Source organism: Pseudomonas sp. GX19020, from assembly GCF_023371075.1.
Classification (GTDB): domain Bacteria; phylum Pseudomonadota; class Alphaproteobacteria; order Rhodobacterales; family Rhodobacteraceae; genus Pseudogemmobacter.
This window is the reverse complement of record NZ_JAMCCR010000011.1, coordinates 21,906-39,608: the sequence shown is the minus strand read 5'-3', so window position 1 is coordinate 39,608 and position 17,703 is coordinate 21,906. Positions and strand designations below refer to the sequence as shown.

The following is a 17,703-nucleotide window of genomic DNA, read 5'->3' as shown; positions in this document are numbered from 1 at the left end:
GCGCGCGGCAGAATCCCCCTAGTTCTGGTCTCAACGGATCGGAACCCCGGTCCGCATGACCGGAGATCTGATATGAAACTTGCCACCCTTCTCGCCGCACCCGCTTTCGTTCTTGCGCTGGCAGGGGCAGGCTTTGCCGCCGAGCACGAAGTCCATATGCTGAACAAGGGTGAAGCGGGCACCATGGTTTTTGAGCCTGCCTTTGTGAAGGCGGAACCCGGCGATACCATCCACTTCATCCCGACCGACAAGAGCCACAATGTCGAAGCGATCAAGGACATCCTGCCCGAGGGCGTTGAGGTGTTCAAAAGCAAGATCAATGAGGAATATACGCTGACCGTAACCGAGGCCGGGCTTTACGGCGTCAAATGCACGCCGCATTTCGCGATGGGGATGGTTGCACTGATCCAGGTCGGCGAGGCTCCGACCAATCTCGATGCCGCCAAAACCGCCAAACTGCCGAAAAAGGCACGCGAGCGGATGGATGCAGAGATCGCTCAGGTTCAGTGACAGTTCTGCACTGACAGGGTTCAGGGCAGCGGCGACACCCCGATGACATGCGGATGGGCGGCAAGAACTGCCGCCCATATTGCTGTGAAGGCCAGAAGACGCGGCAGGCTCATGGCAGAACGCAGCCGCCAGGCTCGCGGAGTGTTTGATGTCTGCGCGGCAAGGCGGCTCCACTCCTCAGAGCCCAGTTCCCGCATCCGGCGGCGGTCGAGCATCCCCATCCCCGCAAGGCAGAAGATGGCGAAAGCCGCGAAAAGGATCACATGCGCCAGATCGCCATTGACCAGAAGATGCGCCGCCGACCACAGGAGCAGCGCCCACAGAAGCGGATGGCGCGCAAAACCCGCGATGCCAGGGCGCGCAGGGTCAAACCCGGCTTTGCGGCCCCCGAAACTCAGCGGGTTGGGCTGCCCGGCCGCGAGGGTCAGAATCAGGAGCGCGACCGGCATCACGATATTCGCCGACCACCGCATCCAGGGGTATTGCGGCCAGACCTCTACATAAGGGGCCTCGCCTGCCGCGATGATCACCCAGATCAGGACCACCAGCGACAGGGTGCCAAAGACCGCAGCATAGCCCGCCGGGCCGAGCGCCGCTTTTCCCCTGGCTTTTACCGCCGGGATTGCCGGGACCGCATGGCTCGCGAAGAAAACCGTCAGTGCGAGTGCAAAGTTCAGCCAGTCCATCCACCGTCTCCCTGCCTGAAAGGCCCTGTCGCATGAGCCCGACTTTGACCCCGCTGCATCGCCGGATCGCCTGCCAGTCGCGGCTGTTTTCCAGCCTGCCGCCCGAGATTGCGCAAAGCCTGCTTGACGGCGCGCATGTCAAAAAGCTGCGGCGCGGGCAAGCGTTGTTTCATCACGGCGATACCGCGCATGCGATCCATATCGTGACCGAGGGTTGGGTGAAGCTCTACCGTATTGCGCCGAATGGCACCGAGGCTGTGGTCGGCGTGATGACCAGGGGCCAGAGTTTCGGCGAACCGATCGCGTTGCGCCGCGCCGCCTATCCGGTCTCGGCCGAGGCCACCACGGTGGCCGAGGTGCTGGCGGTTCCTGCCCAGGCCTTTCTTGACCTGCTGCACGCCCATCCCGAAACTGCGATTTCGGTTCTGTCGGCGACCTTCCTGCATCTGCAGGGGCTGGTGGAGCAGATCGAGCAGCTTAAGGCGCGCTCCGGCGCGCAGCGTGTGGCGGAGTTCCTGCTGGAACTGTGCCCAGAAGGTGCCCAAAGCGCGACCGTCACGCTGCCTTACGACAAGGCGCTGATTGCCGGGCGGTTGGGGATGAAACCCGAAAGTCTCAGCCGTGCCTTCGCCCGGCTGCGCGACTTTGGCGTGGTGGTGAACCAGACCAGCGCCGCGATTGCCTCGGTCACTGCGTTGCAGGGGCTGGCGCATGATGACGGGTCGGGTGCGCTGAGCCGCGCTATCTGACGACAAGCGCATAGCCCGCCCCGATCAGCAAAAGCCAGATCCCGATTGGCAGTGTGAAACCCATCAGCCAGCCCGGTGCCGCATTCAGATGCAGGAAACGGCCAAGGATCAGCCGGGCCTTCAGGAAAGCCAGCATAAGAATCCCCGCCACCGCCAGCTTGCCATCAATCCCGGCAAGCGTGGCGGTCGCCAGCGTCAGTGCGATCAGCAAGGCCCAGGTTTTCGTCAGAACATCCATGCTACTCACCAGATCAGCCAGATCGCAGGCAGGATCAGCACCCAGACCAGATCGACCATATGCCAGAACATCGCGCCCGCCTGCACGGCATCAGCCCGGGCGCGCATCGCCACCAGCAAAAGAACCGCGACGCCGGCGATCACATGCGCGGCGTGAAACCCGCTCAGAAGGTAGTAAAAGGTAAAGAACGGATGGCTGTCGATGCTGATCCCGGCCTGAATGTCGCGGGCATACTCAACCCCCTTCACGACCAGAAAGATCACCCCACCCAAGGCCGCCAGCAAAAGCCCCCTGCGCGCCGCCTGCACCCGGCCCTGCGCCGCCGCCCGCTCTGCCCTCGCGGCAAAAAGGCCCGAAGTCACCAGCACAACCGTGTTCAGCGCCGCCATCCGCCCGTCGAGCTGTGCCTGCGCCGACCCAAACCCCGCAGGGTCCATCAGACCGAGGATCACCATGACCGAGATCCCGGCCATGAACACCGCCAGTTCAGACGCGATTAATATCCACAGGATCAGCTCGCCCGGCAGGTCATCGACCGTCATCTCAGAGCGCACGGCCATCACAGCACCAACTGGCGGTAGATTTCGGGCAGCGCGGTGACCAAGCGGTCGGGTTCGTGGATCACTTGGAAACCACCCTGGCCAAAGATCCTCGGGAACCAGCTCTGGGCGTCGCGGTCGATGGTGATTCCGAAAACCGCATGTCCCGCGCGCCGCGCCTCACGCACGGCCATGGCGCTGTCTTCGATACCGTGGCGCCCCTCGTAATGGTCGAGATCATTGGGCTTGCCGTCGGTGATCACGATCATCAGCCGACGGGAGCGGCCTTCTTTCGTGAGACCGTGAGAGGCATGGCGGATCGCCGCGCCAAGGCGGGTATAGAAGCCCGGGCGCAAAGCGTGGATGCGGGCCTCGATCCCCTGCCCCATCGGCTCGTCGAAGGACTTGCAGTCATGGATCCAGACCAGGTCGCGTTTCAGGGATGAAAACCCCTGGATCGCAAAACGGTCGCCGCAGGCGTCGAGCCCCCAGGCCAGCGCCGTCAGCGCCTCACGCGCGATGTCGATCACCGCGCGACCTGTCACGGCGCTTTCGGTCGAACGCGAGACATCCATCAGGATCGACACCGCCAGATCGCGGTTTTCGGGCCGCGACTGTTGCCAGATCCGGTCAGACCCGCGCCCGGTCGCGCTCAGATCGGCGAAGCTGCGCAAGGCCGCGTCAAGGTCGAGATCCTCACCATCGGGCTGCGCGTGATGGATCAGTTTCGCCGGGCGCAACGCCTCGAACTGGAGTTTCACCGCGCGGATGCGGCGGCGCGCGGCCTCGTCCGTGATGCCTTGCCAATCGGGCGCGGCTTCGGTCTTTGCCGCGAGCACGCGGCAGTGATCTGGCAGATAGGCCGCGCTGCGCGCGTCCCATTCGGGATAGGTGGAGACCCCGGCGATCCGTTCGCGGTCCACATCTTCGGGTGCGAGGTCGAGATGCAGTTTCAGCTTGGTAGCCGGGGCCTTGGAGAGTTGGCCAAGCACTACCTCCTCATGGTCTTCCGCCGCCTTTTTCGCCGTGTCGAGATCGTCGTCCTCGACACGGCGATTGATGTTCATCATCTCGGCCCAGGTCAGCATGGCCTCGAATTTATAAAGGATCAGGCTGTCTTTGCGCTCCACCTGATCGGCCTTCATGCGGCGCGCCTTGCGGGCGGTGCCGTCGCCGGATTCCTCAGGGGTGCCCTCGGTCGGCAGGGTGGCGATCTCGGTCGGGTTGCCGCGAGAGAGCGCCCGCAGATCAGGCCAGAGCGGCACCGGAAGGGCGGGGCGGTAGTTTTTGGGCGCCTGCCAATGGGCGGGCGGGGCGGCGTAATGGTGCAAAAGATCGGGTTCGGGAACCGCGGGATCCCCCAGAAGATGGCGAACCAGGGTCTCGATATGCAACTCGGTGCCGCGCAGGCCGGGGCGCTGGCGCAAGGCCAGATGCGCCGCGCAAAGCCGGGCATGGCTGCTGCGCAAGCCCGGGGCTGCGGCCAGGGTCGCGCGGGTCATCGCAACGCCCGCATGGACCCTGGCCAGATCGGCGCGCAGCGGGTCGGTTTCCGGCAGGGTCGCTGGCGCATGGGCCGAGGCTGCCGCCAGCCAGAGATAGAGAGCTTCATTATCGGCGCGGTCAGGGAAGGCCGCGATCTCATTCGGCAGGCGCAGGGACTCGCCGTCGAAACTGGCGCGGGGCAGTGCCTCGGCATCAAAGGCCAGCCAGCGCCGCCATGAGATCCGGTGGCGCGACGTTTCATCCGCCACCGGCTTCATCTCGACATCCACGTTGCCGCCGAGACCCCGGAACAACACCGCAATCCGACCGCGCATCTCGTCAAACCGCACTGCGGCCTCGGGGAAACGGGCGGGCGGGTCCATGGGGGCGGCCAGCCGGTGCCAGATCTTGCCGACGGTTTCCTCAGGTTCCCAGGGCGTGATGTCGAGATGTGCCATGGCTCAGCCCGCCACCGCCACGACCAGATCCATCAGGCCCCGGCGGGTATCTGCGTCATCGGTCAGCGGCTCGATCATCGCGGCGCGGATGGCACGGTTGAGGTCCATTCCGCCTGCGATCAGCGTCGCGGCATAGACCACGAGGCGGGTGGAGACGCCTTCCTCCAGGTCCTGGCCTTTCAACCCGCGCAGCTTGCCCGCAAGCCGCACCAGCAGCGAGACGCGCCCCTCATCAAGGCCGCTTTCGCGCATCACGACAGGGATTTCGTGCTCGGGTTTCGGGAAGGTGAATTCGACCGAAAGGAACCGCTGCCTTGTCGAAGGCTTCAGCGTTTTCAGGATGTTCTGATAGCCGGGGTTGTAGCTTGCCACCAGCATAAAGCCGGAAGCGGCCTGCAATTCCTCACCCGTACGGTCAATTGGCAGGATGCGGCGGTCGTCGGTCAGAGGGTGAAGGACCACCGCCACGTCTTTCCTCGCCTCGACCACTTCGTCGAGATAGCAGATCGCACCTTCGCGGACGGCGCGGGTCAGGGGGCCGTCGACCCAGACCGTCTCGCCACCCTTGAGCAGATAGCGCCCGATCAGATCGGCTGCCGAGAGGTCGTCATGGCAGGCAACCGTGTAGAGCGGCCTGCCCAGTTGCGCCGCCATATGGGCAACAAACCGGGTCTTACCGCAGCCGGTCGGGCCTTTCAGCAAAAGCGGCAGGCGGTTGGCGTAAGCGGCGGCGAAGACATCGCATTCATCGCCCTGCGCCAGGTAGAAGGGGGCCTGAGCCCCCCCCACATAGGTTCCGTCCATGGGTTCACTCCGCAGCATGTTTGATAACGGGGCCGGGTTCGATGATCTCGCGACGGCGCGGCACCAGCAGCGCGTAGAGGAGGATATAGACCCCGATCACCACCGCGACGCCCGAGCCAAGCCGCATCCAGTAGAAGAGCGCGATCTGGTCCTGCACCTCCATGTAATACTGGCCCATGACGCGCTGCAGATGGGTCTGGATGGTGCCCGCGAAGGTCAGCACGAAGGTCATGAAAACCATCCCCGCCGACATCAGCCAGAAGCCAACCATGTTCAGCACCTGGTTATAGGGGGCGCGCTGTTTCAGGATCGGCAGCGCATAGGTGAAGAGCGCAAGGTTAACGCAGACATAGGCGCCGTAGAAGGCAAGGTGGCCGTGCGCCGCCGTCACTTGGGTGCCATGGGTATAGTAGTTCACCCCGTGCAGCGTGTGCAGGAAACCCCAGACACCGGCACCGAAGAAGGCGAGAACCGCGCAGCCGAGGCTCCAGAGCAGTGCCGCCTTGTTCGGGTGATCGCGACGGCCCTTCCAGACCATCACGAAGGCAAAGGCCATCATCGCGAAGAAGGGCACCACTTCGAAGGAGGAGAAGATCGAGCCGATCCATTGCCAGTAGGCGGGCATCCCGATCCAGAAATAATGGTGGCCGGTGCCGAGGATACCCGAGAACAGCGCCGTGGCCACAATGACATAGAGCCATTTCTCCACGACCTCACGGTCAACGCCTGTCAGCTTCAGCATCAGGAAGCCGAGGATGGAGGCCATGATCAGCTCCCACACGCCTTCGACCCAGAGATGGACGACATTCCACCAGTATTGCTTGTCGAGCGCGAGGTTGTCGGGGTTATAGAACGAAAACAGGAACAGAAGCGCCAGGCCCCAGAGGCCGATCAGCATGATCGAGGAGATCACCGTCTTGCGGCCTTTGGCGACCGTCATGGTGACATTCCACAGGAAGATCAGCGCGGCGACAACGATGCCCGCCTTGACCCAACGGGGCTGTTCGAGGAACTCGCGCCCCTCACGACCCAGCAGGAAATTCCCCTCAAAGAGGTTGAAGAGATAGGTCACGACCACGCCCGCCGTGCCAAGGACCAGAATGGCCAGCTGGATATATGCGGCTTTGACGGAATGGATCTCGCGCTCGGCCTCTTCGGGGATCAGGAAGTAGGCCGCACCGAAGAAGCCGGTCAGCAGCCAGACGATCAGCGAATTGGTGTGCAGCATCCGCGCCACCGAGAAGGGCAGCACCTCGGCCAGGAAATTCGGCTGGACATAGATATAGCCCAGCACGACGCCCATCGTCACCTGCACGGCGAAAAGGGCCAGCGCGACCAGGATATAGGCCAGCGCAATCTTTTGGGATTGGTACTTCATCTGCTTGGCTCCTTAACCGGCATCATTCGGAGGCCAGCCCTGAGTGTTGATCCTGCCCGTCCACAGAAGGAAATCGGTCAGCCCCCGGATGTCTTCGTCCGAGAGGTTGAATTGCGGCATCTGGCGGCGGCCTTCGACGCCCGAAGGCTGGGCTTCCATCCAGCCTTTCATGGTCTCGAACGCGGCTTCGGGATCGTCTGCGACGCCCCAGCGGGCCATGACATTGCCGACCTCGGGGGCGAAATAGGCGCCTTCCCCAAGGATCGAATGACAGTTCACACAGGCTTTTTTTTCCCAGACATGTTTGCCGCGCGCGACGGATTCGGTGATCCCCGCGTGGTCGGTCGAGACATTGACGATGTACCAGTGGCCATGAATGAACAGGCCGATGAATATGAGGATGAAGAACAGCGACCCGCCATAAAAGATGTTCCGGGCCATGCTCTTCGTCAGGACGTCGCGCATGGCGAGGATCTCCCGGAGCTGTTGGCGATGGCTCTGGCTTGCGCCTCCCGCGCGAGTCTCTCCTTAACCAAAGTCAAGGATGCGGGGTTTGGTGCATGGCAAAAGACCGGCAAGCCGTGAGCGAAGGGGGCCAGGATGACAGGGGAAACCGCCACAAGATCCGCGCCGGGGTGGGGCGTGTGGAAACTCGCGGCGCTGCTTTACGTCTTTGCGGCGGCAGCGGTGGCGATCAATCTTTTCATGCTGGCGCTGCTGCTTCAGGCCTTCGGCTTCACCGCGCTTGCGCCGGTGACGGCGCTGACCCTGGCCGGGCCGCTTGGCGTGCCCGCGGCCTGGGCGGCGGGGAAATGGGTGCGGCACCTGCTGGATGAGGCCGCCTGAGCGGGTTCAGTGCAACTGCCCCAGCGTGGCCGGATCGCGCAACGCGGGCCAGTAATCCCAGAGCCAGAACAGGAACCCGGCCGCCCAGGCCAGCGCCGCGATCCCGTGCAAAGGCCCCGGCGGCCAGGGCATCACGCCCATCTCGGGCAGGACCCGCAACAGCGTGGCCAGCGATATCAGCAGGAATGCCGCCTTTGAGCGGCGCGAAAGTCCCAGCCCCTGGCCGGTATGGAACCGCCCCGCAATTGCCAGAACTGCCAGCACTCCAAGGCCAAGGCCGCCCATCACGACGAGATGCAGCGCCGCCACCTCCGGCCAGGATGCGCCCAGCCGTGCGGCACCGAGCGCGATCATTCCCGCGCCGGAGAAACCTGCCGCTGCCATCAGGCCAAGGATCTCGGCCCGAAACGCCGCCCTGCCGATGAAACCCTCGGCCATGCGTTCCATAAAGGCGGCCCCCGCCCCGATCCAGAGATAGCCGGTTACCGCAGCAGACCCCCCCGCCAGATCGGAAAAAGCCGCCAGCGCAACCAGACCCGGACCCAGGTTCAGCCGCCCGGGATGTGGGCGGAAAGGCGAGGTGCGGCCCGTGGGGTCCAGCACCTCATTGGTCACAGGCACGGTAATCCGCGCCAGCGCGAGGCCGAGAAGCCCGGCGAATAACAGCCCAGCCAGCGTCAGCGCGCGCATGGCCCCGTCAACATCACCCATCGCCATTTGCAGCCGCGCCCACATTCCGAGGCCCGCCAGCGCCAGACCCCAGCCAGCGAAAGACAACAGCCGGTCAGTACGTATTCGGATCGACAGCACCAGCAGATATGAGGGCAGAAACCCCAGCCAGATCAGATCGGCGAGCGCGGCAGGCCAGATCAGCAGATCCGCGCCAGTCAGCCCCGCGATCCGCGCGAAGCCCCAGCTTGCGGCCAGCCACCACAAGATACGGCCCCGCAAGCGCTTGCTGTCGCTCCATTCCGGGGCGGCGGTGGTCAGAAAGCCGATCAGCGCCGCGCCCCAGGCCCCGAAGATCATCTCGTAACCATGCCAGATGCCGGGCGGCAAGTCGCGCGCGAAAGGCAGATCGAACGACCAGAGCAGCACCCAGATCATCGGCCAGAGGCCAGCATGCAGCGCCGCCAGCGGAAAAAAGATGCGAAACCCCTCATCCGAGAGGATACGGTGCAAAGGCAGATCCGTGCGCGGGGTCATGGCCGCCGCCTTTCGTCGAGATCATGGATATGGGCGAAGAGCGGGTCACCGGTGAGGAAGGCTTCACGGCTGGCGAAAACCGACGCTTCGCTGCGGGTGGCCGGGTCACCGGTGAGGATCCGCTCGCCCGCGATGCCCTGTCCGGTCGGGTGCAGCACCAGGATACGGTGGCTGATGCGGATGGCCTCCATCAGGTCATGGGTGATGAAAAGCGCGCTGAACCGGGCCTGGGCCGAGGCGGCGATCACCAGGTCCTGCATCCGCCGTTTAAGCGCGACATCCAGCGCGGTGAAGGGCTCGTCGAAATAGAGGAAATCCGGCTCGGCCACCAGGGCTCGCGCAATGGCGCAGCGCTGGCGCATGCCGCCGGACAGCTCTACCGGGTATTTGGGCAGGTCTTCGGGTTCCAGCCCGGCGGCCAGCGCGGCAGCAAGCACCTGCGCGGCGCGGTCCCGGCGCGGCAGGCAGGCCATTTTCAGCGGGAAGGCAATATTGGCGGCAACCGTGGCCCAGGGCATAAGGCGCGGCTCCTGGAAGACCATCGCATGACGCCGGTAGCCGCGCGTGATGCGCCCCGTGCGCGGCATGATCAGCCCGGCAGCGATATGGGCGATGGTGGATTTGCCAGACCCGGAGGGGCCGACCAGCGAAACCACCTCGCCCGTGCCTATCGAAAAACCGATCCCATCCAGAACTTTGCGGCCGAAATAAGAATGGCCCAGCCCTTGCACCGTCAGCAGGTTCATCGCTTCACCCCCCAGGGCCGGGCTGCTTCGCGACCACGTTCCAGCTCGGCCTGGATCGGGCGCAGCAGGCCATATTCCGCGATGACCAGCACGGCCACCGCCAGCAAAACCCAGGCCATGGCGCCGGAAATATCCAGCATGGAGCGCGACCGGGCCAGCGCGCCGCCGACGCCGCCCGCATTCGACAACAGCTCGGCCATCACCGCGACCTTGAAAGCCGAGCCAAGCGCCAGCACCAGCGCGGGCAGAAGATGCGTGGCGATCTGGCGGCTGGCTATATGCAGAAAGCGGCGGATCGGGCCAGCACCAAAGGCCTCGGCCATGGCATCAAGGCCACGGTCGCGGGTGATAACGCCCTCGACCGCCCCCATGAACACGACCGGCGTGGCCGAGATCACGATGGTCAGCGCCACCGTCATCATCGAGGCCCCGAACCAGATCATCGCCAGCACGATCCAGGCAATCGGCGGCACTCCGATCACCACCGTCAGCACCGGGCGCGCCATGCGCAAAATGGCGGGGGAATAGCCGGCGATCACTCCGGCCAGCGTGCCGATCACAGCCGCCAGCGCGAAGCCCAGAGCGGCGCGCAGGCTGGTCAGGGCCAGCAATTCCTGCGCCTCGCCGTCCCGGATCAGGTCGAGGGCAGCCTGCATTGTCTCCAGCGGCGCGGGCAGGATGAAGCTGCCATAGGTCTCATGCCCCGCCTGCCAGAGCGCTGCCAGCAGGCAGAGCCCCGCCAGCCCCGCCCAGGCCGACCAGAGGAAACGGCCAAGGCGGGAGAGGCGATCTGTGACGGCATTCAGCATCGGTTTTATCGTTTCAGATCAGATAGAATCCATCATCTGGCAGTTTGCCGCCAATGATCGCCGCATCCGCCGCAGCCATCAAAGACAGCATGGATTCGATCTGCGGCCGTGCCTCACTGGCGCGACGCGCCACGAGATTTGAGCGCGGGATTGACGCGGCAAGGATCGGCGCGGGCAGCAAAAGCGCGGCTGCTGCATGTTTCGCGGCCTCCTCCGGCGCGGCATTGACCGAGGCTGCCGCGCGCTCCATCGCCGCCTGCAGGGGCGCGATGAGATCCGGGCTGCGCTCTGCGAACGCCGTTGTCACCGCAAGGCCGGCCTGCGGGATCACCGCGCCCTGCCCGGTGATCGCCCCCCATTCCGCCTGGAGATCCACGGCGCGGGAAAACGCCTTGCCCGCTTTCGCCCCCATGATCTCAACCCCGCTTGAGGCGGGTTCGGACAAAAGCGCGGCGTCGATGCGGCCTGTCAGCAGGAGCTGCGCGGCCTCGATGGGGCTGCCGACCGCCACCTGTTCCACCTGATCCTCCAGCCCATGATGCGCCAGCACCGCGCGCAGGATGAAATCGGGCGTGTCATTGACGAAAGGCACTGCCAGACGCTTGCTTTTCAATGCGGCGATGCCGCTGACGCCTTCCGGCGCCATGATCGTCATCAACCCGTCGGTCATCACATTCACCAGCCTGAGGCCCAGGCCGCGATTGTAAAAATTGGCCGCGGCCTGAACCGGCACCACCGAGAGATCCATCGCGCCCGAGGTCAAGCCTGCGCGCAGCTCATCCGGATTGGTCCAGGTGGTCAGCGTGACCTCACCCGCCAGATCCTTCAGGAAGTCGCCCGCCACAGCATGGGCGAGTGTGATCGACGGCCCGGCGGGCGGTCCATAAAGCGCCAGCCGCGCGGGCTTCGCACGCAGGATACCGGGGGCAGCCAAGGCCGACAGAAACACCGCGCCATGCGTGAAAAGGGTTCGGCGAGAGAGAGACATGATCCTGACCTTCGATCAGACGGGAAAGGGGGGGCACGGACAATGCCGGACCCGTGTGTGGCTTCAGAATTTCAGCTTCGCGCCGAGGGTGACCGCTCGTCCGGTGCCAGGGATGAACGCGGCCTGTAGGGGCGAGGCCTGATCAAGAACCAGGGTCGAAGAGGCATAGGTCTCATCGAACAGATTGCTCACCTCGGCGAAGAGCACAGCCTGGTCATTGACGCGGTATTCCGCGCCCAGATCGACCAGCGCGTATGACCCGTTGAAGACCATGTTCATATTGTCGACCGGGGTCTTGCCAGGCACCCAATGGATGCGGGTGTTCAGCGAGAAGGCCTCGCTCGCCTGCCAGTCAAGCGCGAGCGTGATCACATGCTCGGGCGCGCCCGCCAGCCGGTTGTTGCCACGCACCGGGTCATTGTCGAAGCGGAAATCCTGCCAGGTCCAGGCCAGACGGGCGCTCAGGCTGTCGCTCAGATCGGTGCCGAGACCGAGTTCCAGCCCGGAATGCGTGGTGCGGTCGGCGTTCATCGCCGCGAGCGCCGCGCCGGAGGTGTCACGCAGCGACAGGAGCTCATTCTTCAGCCTTGCATGGTAAGCGGTCGCGTCCCAGCGGATCGCGCCTGCCTGCCCGCGCCAGCCGATCTCAAGCGTGACGGCGCTTTGCGCCTCAAGATCAGGGGTCGAGAACATCGCGGTCCCGGCCGAGGGTGCGCCGGGGTTGGGACGGCCAGGGCCGGAATTCGGGGTGCCACCAACAGTGCCCAGAAGATCGTCATGGGTCGGCGGCTCAAAACTGCGCGACAGCGAGATCCAGGCGAACTGATCCTCAGCCGGGGCCCAGGACAGCGCGAGCGAGGGCGCAAAGCCGGAATAGCTGCGGTCGTAATCGGTGGGGGCGACCGAAATCGCACCGCCCGGCAGCGGCTGGCCCGGAATCATCGGGCTGAAGCCTGCGGTCGGGCGCGGCGCGGCGCCCCAGAGGTCGGCATTTTCGCGGCTGGCATGGATGAAGCTGACCGAGGGTGACAGAGTGAACTGCCCCAGCTCGATATTGCCACCCGCGTAAAGCGAGACGGTCTCCGCGCGCAGGCGGTTCTTGCCGAAAGCCGCGCCACGTGTGCCGCGGATATTATGGGCATAATAGCGATCAGAAGCGCCTTTCGACCAGTTCAGCCCGGCCTCGAACAAAGGCAGCACCCCCTCGCCCATCAGGCTGTAGCGGGCGGTCAGGGTTGCGTCATAGCCATCCGTATCGCGGAACCCCGCCGAGATCGGGAAGGCAAAGCTGTCATCGGTTTTTGAGGCGCTGAAGCCGAGATCGAAAATCTGGTTGCCCGCCTCCCATGTGGTGCGCGCGCCAAGCAGCGTCTGTTTCGTTTCACGATGCGGCAGGTCGCGCAGCACATTCGGGCCGGGATTGGTCGGAGCGCCGCCCACCACCACCGGGCCGGTGTGGTTTTGCGTCGGGTCGGTTTGCAATGCGGCCCAGGTCAGCGGGCCTGCGACGTCGAATTTCAGATCGGTATGGCGGAAGAAAAGCCGCGTCGTGGCGGCACCGTTGCGGAAGGTCAGATTGCCGCCCACCGCGTTGCGCTCAGAGCTGTTATAGTCGCGGAAGCCATCCGCCTCGCTGTGTTCGGCAAAGACCCAGGCGGCGTGGTTTTCGCCCGCAAGCCCATAACTCAACCGCGCATCGCGGCGACCGAAGCTGCCAGCGCTGACGGCGCCCGCAAAGCCCGGCGCCTCCTCTCCCGAGGGGGAGGTGAAGTTCAGCGCGCCGCCCAGCACCGCAGCCCCCAGACGGTTGGCGCTGGCACCCCGGAACACCTCGATCCCATTGGCGGTGCCGGGCGAGGCGAGGCCCACAACATAAGAACCATCGGCGCGGTTGACCGGCATGCCGTCGCTCAGGATCAGGAGCCCGCGCTCGGCCGGGTTCTGCTGCTGGCCGGAGCCCCGGATCTGGATGCGCGGCTGATCATTGCCGCCGAAAAACTCCTGCACGATGATGCCGGGCTGGCCTGAAAGCGCATCGGCCAGCGTCGGCGCGGCGGATGTCTCTGGCAGTGCGATCAGATCAACCGCACCGGGTGTCACGGCAAGGCGCGCGCGCGCCGGATTGTCGGCCTCAAGATAGACGGTGCCAAGCTCGATCACCGCACCGGGGGAAACGGATTGCGCCAGAACCGGCAGCGCGGTCAGCGCCGATGTGCCGGCCAGAAGCGCGAGGCTGACGCGCAATGGGATCGCAGAAGAGGAAAACATCCGATCATCCTTGTCATGGCCAGAGAGCTGCCTCTGACACGGGGGGTTTTGATCGGCTGGCGGGATCGCTGGCTGGAAGGGGGTGAGGGATACCCCCTTCGGGGCTGGTGTGACCCCGCCTTTCCTATCGCAGAGCCGGGCGTGGCCCAGTTTGTTCCAGCGCAAAGAAACCACCGGATGTTCGGACAGACCCCTGGCCCGGAGGAGGGGGGTGGACAATTCGTCCAGTTGGGCCGCGCCGCGAGTGTGTCCTAGCCTTGGCGCCAGGCAGTCCCATCAGGGGATTTTGCCCATCAGGCCCGGGGGTCAGCTCTGAGACAGCGTCTCGCCCGCCCCTGGCACAGACATGAAGGAATACGCCGTGCCCGGCCCGTCCCAGCCTCTCCGCCCATCCCACCGCCGCCTTCCGCTGCTGCTCGGCACCACCGCGATCGTCGCCCTGGTGGTGATGGGGGTCAGCCCAGCCCGAAGCCAGGGTACAGACGACGCGGATCACGCCGAACATCTGGGGACGATCCTGCTGAAGGCCTATTTGCCCGGCAACAGCGCGGCGCTCTCTGCCGGAGAGGCCCCGCTGGCGAGCGTCGTCAGCACCACCAGCGACAGTGCCACGCTGTTCACCCGGATGACCGGGGTGTCCCTGCAAAATGCGGGCGGGGTTTCGGCGCTGCCCGTGGTGAATGGCTTTGCCTCGGACCGGGTGAAGACGGTGGTAGACGGGATGCAGATCACGGCATCCTGCGGCAATTTCATGAACCCGCCTTTGTCCTACATCGCGCCGACCGCCATCGCGGATCTGGCGCTTTACGCGGGCCTTACCCCGGTGTCCGAGGGTGGCGACAGCATCGGGGGCACCATCCGCGTCAACAGCCCAGAGCCGGTGTTTTCGGAACCAGGCGAAGGGGCGAAACTCTCGGGGCAGCTCTCGGCCTTCGGACGCTCTAACGGCGATGTGCGCGGTGCGGCGGCGGCGCTCCGGGTCGGCGGAGAGCGGTTCAGCCTGTCTTACGACGGGTCACACAGTTCTGCCGGGAATTACACGGATGGCAGTGGCGCCGAGGTGAAATCCACCGAATACAGCGCGGGAAACCACAAGATCAGCGCGGCGGCGCGGTTCGGCGATCATACCGTCGGGCTGGCCTATGGCTGGCAGAACATCCCCTACCAGGCCTTTCCGAACCAGGCCATGGATATGACGGACAATTCCAGCACCTCGCTGAATGCCTTCTGGAAGGGCAGCTTCGACTGGGGCGACATGGAGGCACGGCTTTACCAGAACAAGGTCCGTCATTCGATGGATATGCTGGCCGACAAATCCGGCACCATGCCGATGGAGACCGATGGCCGTGACCGGGGGCTGACGCTGCATGCCGGGATAGATCTGGATGCGCAAAGCCGCCTGCGTCTCGGCGCGGAGTATCTCAGCTACCGGCTGGATGACTGGTGGCCGCCGGTCGGCATGATGGTGGGGATGATGGGGCCGGACACCTATCTAAACATCAATGATGGCAGGCGCGACCGGGCTGCGGTCTTTGCCGAACTGGAGACCCAGTGGAACGATCAGTGGCAGACGGTTTTCGGGGTGCGCTATGAGCGCGTCACCACCGATGCCGGCGATGTCCGCGGCTATTCGATGATGTACCAGGCCGAGGCCGACGCCTTCAACGCCCGCGACCGCAAGCGCGGCGACCACAATCTCGACCTGACCGCGACTGCGCGCTTTACACCCTCAGACGGTCAGGCGCTGGAATTCGGCTTCTCGCGCAAGACCCGCTCGCCCAATCTTTATGAGCGCTACACCTGGTCTTCGATGGCGATGGCGGCCTCGATGACCAACTGGTTCGGCGATCTGCATGGCTGGGTCGGCAATATGGATCTGAAGCCGGAAACCGCCAATACCCTCGCGCTCAGCTATGAATGGCATGATCCGGGCCAGGATGACTGGCACCTGAAGGCTTCCGCGCAATATTCCCGCTTTGACGATTACATCACCGGCGAGCAGATCGGGACGGCCTCGATGGGGCGGCGCGCGATCTACCGTTTCGTCAACCATGATGCCGAGATGTTCAGCCTGAACCTTGAGGGTGCAAAGGCGCTTGGGGAGTGGCATGGCGACTGGAGCCTGAGCGGACAGATCGCTTACACCCGCGGGCGTGACCGCACCACCGGCGAGAATCTCTACAATATCATGCCGCTGAATGCGAAAATTGCCCTTGGCCACCGCGCCGGCAACTGGACCAATGCGATCGAGCTGGAGGCGGCTTCGGGCAAGACGCGTGTGGCCGATGACCGGATGGAGGCTGCTACCCCGGGCTACGGCCTCGTCAATCTGCGCTCCAGCTATCAGACGGGCGCGGTGCAGGTGGATTTCGCCGTCGAGAATCTCTTTGACCGTGACTATGCGCTGCCGCTTGGCGGCGTCGACCGCGCCAAGTTCCGCAGCGGTGCCAATGGGTCCGAGGCCCTGGTGCATGGCCAGGGCCGCTCGGTCAGCCTTGGGGTCAGCTATAAGTTCTGACCCGTCCAGGATCTGGCCAGCAGGTTCCCCGGCCAGTCGTTCCGCCGCGCCGCAACAGACGCCGGAAACACCTTGCCCCCGCCCCCTGTGGTCGGGGGTATTTTCTTTGCCGGTTCACAATTTGCCTGATCTGGCGCAAAGAAGCAGTGTGAAAATGCCCTCAGTGAGGGGCAGGACACAGACCCGAATGGCCAGGAATGACTGATCTCCACAGCACCCGCGCGACCCGCAAGACACTGGCGATGCTGGTGCGGCTGCGCTGGCTTGCGGTGCTGGGCCAGGCGCTGACCATCAGCATCCTGCATTTCGGCTTTGACCTGCAGCTGCCGCTTTTGCCGATGGCAGCGGTCCTGCTGGCGCAATGCCTTCTGAACCTCGCCTGTCACTGGCGCGCGCGGAGTGAGACCCCGGTGACCGATGCTGGCATCCTTGCGCTTTTGGCTCTGGATGTGCTGGCACTGGCGGTGCAGCTGGGCCTCTCCGGGGGGACGACAAACCCGTTCATCTCTCTGTTCCTGCTGCATATCATCCTTGGGGCGATGCTTGTGGGCCCCATCGCCGCCTGGCTGCTGACTGCCGTCAGTGCGCTCGCCTGGATGATCCTCAGCCGGGTGTTTCTGCCCCTGGAGCTGCCGCACAGCCACGGAACCGGCAGCGATTTCCTCGACCTGCATCTCTGGGGCATGTTCATCTGTTTCCTGCTGGCGGCGGGGCTGATGGTCCAGGCAATCACCCAGATCCGCGACACTCTGCGCGAGCGCGACGCCGCCCTGACCGCCCTGCGGATGCAGCGTGCCGAGGAAGACCACCTCGTGCATATCGGCCTTCTCGCCTCGGGCGCTGCGCATGAGCTGGGCTCGCCGCTGGCGACGATCTCGGTGATCCTGGGTGACTGGGCGCAGGAACCTGCGATCCGGCAGTCGCCGCATCTGGGGGACGAACTGGCCGAGGTTTCCACCCAGTTGGAGCGCTGCAAGCATATCATCACCGGGATCCTTGCCTCCTCTGGTGCGGCGCGCAGCGAAGGGGCCGCGCGTGGCGATCCGGCGCAGTTCTTTGACCAGGTAGTGCGGGAATGGCGCAGTCATCACCCCGGCACCGCGCTGGACTACCGCAATGACCTTGCGCCGGGGCAGGAGACGATCCTGGATCACTCGCTCCGCCAGGCTCTCTTCAACCTGCTGGAAAACGCCGAAACCGCCGGCCCGGGCACGGTTGCGCTGCATATCGGTGCTGAGGGCGATCAGATCACGCTCCGGGTCACCGACCGGGGGCCGGGCTTTGCGCCGGAAATCCTTGCAGCCCCGGGGCGCCCCTGGAATTCGACCAGCCCGCGCGAGGGTGCGGGGCTTGGCCTCTTTCTGTGCCAGAATGTGGCGCGTCGTTTTGGCGGCGCACTGACCCTGCGCAACATATCCAATGGCGGGGCCGAGGCGGTGATGCACCTCGACCTCCCCCCGATCACCGGAGACTGA

General features: G+C 64.7%; 17 protein-coding genes. 5 read left to right on the top strand and 12 right to left on the bottom strand.

All coding sequences use genetic code 11. The annotated features are described in order from the left end of the window. The first annotated feature begins 72 nt into the window (after positions 1 to 72). Positions 73 to 510, top strand: a complete 438-nt coding sequence (locus M3484_RS15995) for a pseudoazurin (RefSeq protein WP_249497868.1) — start codon at positions 73 to 75, stop codon at positions 508 to 510. A gap of 20 nt (positions 511 to 530) precedes the next feature. On the opposite strand, the gene M3484_RS15990 is transcribed toward M3484_RS15995, so the two are convergent. After that, a complete protein-coding gene (locus M3484_RS15990; RefSeq protein WP_249497860.1) occupies positions 531 to 1,196 on the bottom strand; it encodes an NnrU family protein in 666 nt (221 codons plus the stop codon). A gap of 32 nt (positions 1,197 to 1,228) precedes the next feature. On the opposite strand from M3484_RS15990, the gene M3484_RS15985 reads away from it, so the two are divergent. Beyond that, positions 1,229 to 1,945 (top strand): Crp/Fnr family transcriptional regulator, encoded by a 717-nt coding sequence (locus M3484_RS15985; protein WP_249497858.1) that lies wholly within the window; start codon positions 1,229 to 1,231, stop codon positions 1,943 to 1,945. Here M3484_RS15985 and M3484_RS15980 read toward each other — a convergent pair. The 6 genes from M3484_RS15980 to M3484_RS15955 are packed head-to-tail and all read right to left on the bottom strand — an operon-like array spanning position 1,938 to position 7,312. Next, a complete protein-coding gene (locus M3484_RS15980) occupies positions 1,938 to 2,183 on the bottom strand; it encodes a cytochrome C oxidase subunit IV family protein (RefSeq protein ID WP_249497856.1) in 246 nt (81 codons plus the stop codon). The two genes, M3484_RS15985 and M3484_RS15980, sit on opposite strands and share 8 nt — an antisense overlap. A 5-nt stretch (positions 2,184 to 2,188) precedes the next feature. Next, positions 2,189 to 2,743, bottom strand: coding sequence for a cytochrome c oxidase subunit 3 (locus M3484_RS15975; protein ID WP_249497854.1), 555 nt, complete (start codon positions 2,741 to 2,743; stop codon positions 2,189 to 2,191). Next, a complete protein-coding gene (locus tag M3484_RS15970) occupies positions 2,743 to 4,665 on the bottom strand; it encodes a nitric oxide reductase activation protein NorD (RefSeq protein ID WP_249497846.1) in 1,923 nt (640 codons plus the stop codon). The genes M3484_RS15975 and M3484_RS15970 overlap by 1 nt, the downstream gene beginning before the upstream one ends. A 3-nt stretch (positions 4,666 to 4,668) precedes the next feature. Next, a complete protein-coding gene (locus M3484_RS15965) occupies positions 4,669 to 5,469 on the bottom strand; it encodes a CbbQ/NirQ/NorQ/GpvN family protein (RefSeq protein WP_249497844.1) in 801 nt (266 codons plus the stop codon). 4 nt (positions 5,470 to 5,473) lie between these two features. Then, complete coding sequence (locus M3484_RS15960) at positions 5,474 to 6,847, bottom strand: cbb3-type cytochrome c oxidase subunit I (RefSeq protein ID WP_249497842.1); 1,374 nt, start codon at positions 6,845 to 6,847, stop codon at positions 5,474 to 5,476. 12 nt (positions 6,848 to 6,859) lie between these two features. Next, positions 6,860 to 7,312: a c-type cytochrome gene (locus tag M3484_RS15955; protein ID WP_249497840.1), complete on the bottom strand. Its 453-nt coding sequence runs from the start codon at positions 7,310 to 7,312 to the stop codon at positions 6,860 to 6,862. Positions 7,313 to 7,447: 135 nt separating this feature from the next. On the opposite strand from M3484_RS15955, the gene M3484_RS15950 reads away from it, so the two are divergent. Next, positions 7,448 to 7,693 (top strand): hypothetical protein, encoded by a 246-nt coding sequence (locus tag M3484_RS15950; RefSeq protein ID WP_249497823.1) that lies wholly within the window; start codon positions 7,448 to 7,450, stop codon positions 7,691 to 7,693. 6 nt (positions 7,694 to 7,699) lie between these two features. Here the strand turns inward: M3484_RS15950 and M3484_RS15945 are convergent, their stop codons facing one another. The 5 genes from M3484_RS15945 to M3484_RS15925 form a co-directional block, all read right to left on the bottom strand. After that, on the bottom strand, positions 7,700 to 8,899 hold the full coding sequence (locus M3484_RS15945) for an NnrS family protein (RefSeq protein ID WP_249497820.1): 1,200 nt from the start codon (positions 8,897 to 8,899) through the stop codon (positions 7,700 to 7,702). Next, positions 8,896 to 9,645, bottom strand: a complete 750-nt coding sequence (locus M3484_RS15940; protein WP_249497818.1) for an ABC transporter ATP-binding protein — start codon at positions 9,643 to 9,645, stop codon at positions 8,896 to 8,898. Before M3484_RS15940 ends, M3484_RS15945 begins: the two co-directional genes overlap by 4 nt. Continuing rightward, positions 9,642 to 10,454: an ABC transporter permease gene (locus tag M3484_RS15935; protein ID WP_249497816.1), complete on the bottom strand. Its 813-nt coding sequence runs from the start codon at positions 10,452 to 10,454 to the stop codon at positions 9,642 to 9,644. The genes M3484_RS15940 and M3484_RS15935 overlap by 4 nt, the downstream gene beginning before the upstream one ends. Before the next feature lie 13 nt (positions 10,455 to 10,467). Next, on the bottom strand, positions 10,468 to 11,442 hold the full coding sequence (locus M3484_RS15930) for an ABC transporter substrate-binding protein (RefSeq protein WP_249497814.1): 975 nt from the start codon (positions 11,440 to 11,442) through the stop codon (positions 10,468 to 10,470). Positions 11,443 to 11,505: 63 nt separating this feature from the next. Beyond that, entirely contained in the window at positions 11,506 to 13,710 is a 2,205-nt protein-coding gene (locus M3484_RS15925) for a TonB-dependent receptor family protein (protein ID WP_249497811.1), read from the bottom strand. Positions 13,711 to 14,071: 361 nt separating this feature from the next. On the opposite strand from M3484_RS15925, the gene M3484_RS15920 reads away from it, so the two are divergent. Together M3484_RS15920 and M3484_RS15915 are read left to right on the top strand one after the other, a co-directional pair. Next, a complete protein-coding gene (locus tag M3484_RS15920) occupies positions 14,072 to 16,228 on the top strand; it encodes a TonB-dependent receptor (protein WP_249497809.1) in 2,157 nt (718 codons plus the stop codon). 197 nt (positions 16,229 to 16,425) lie between these two features. Beyond that, positions 16,426 to 17,703: a sensor histidine kinase gene (locus M3484_RS15915; RefSeq protein WP_249497807.1), complete on the top strand. Its 1,278-nt coding sequence runs from the start codon at positions 16,426 to 16,428 to the stop codon at positions 17,701 to 17,703.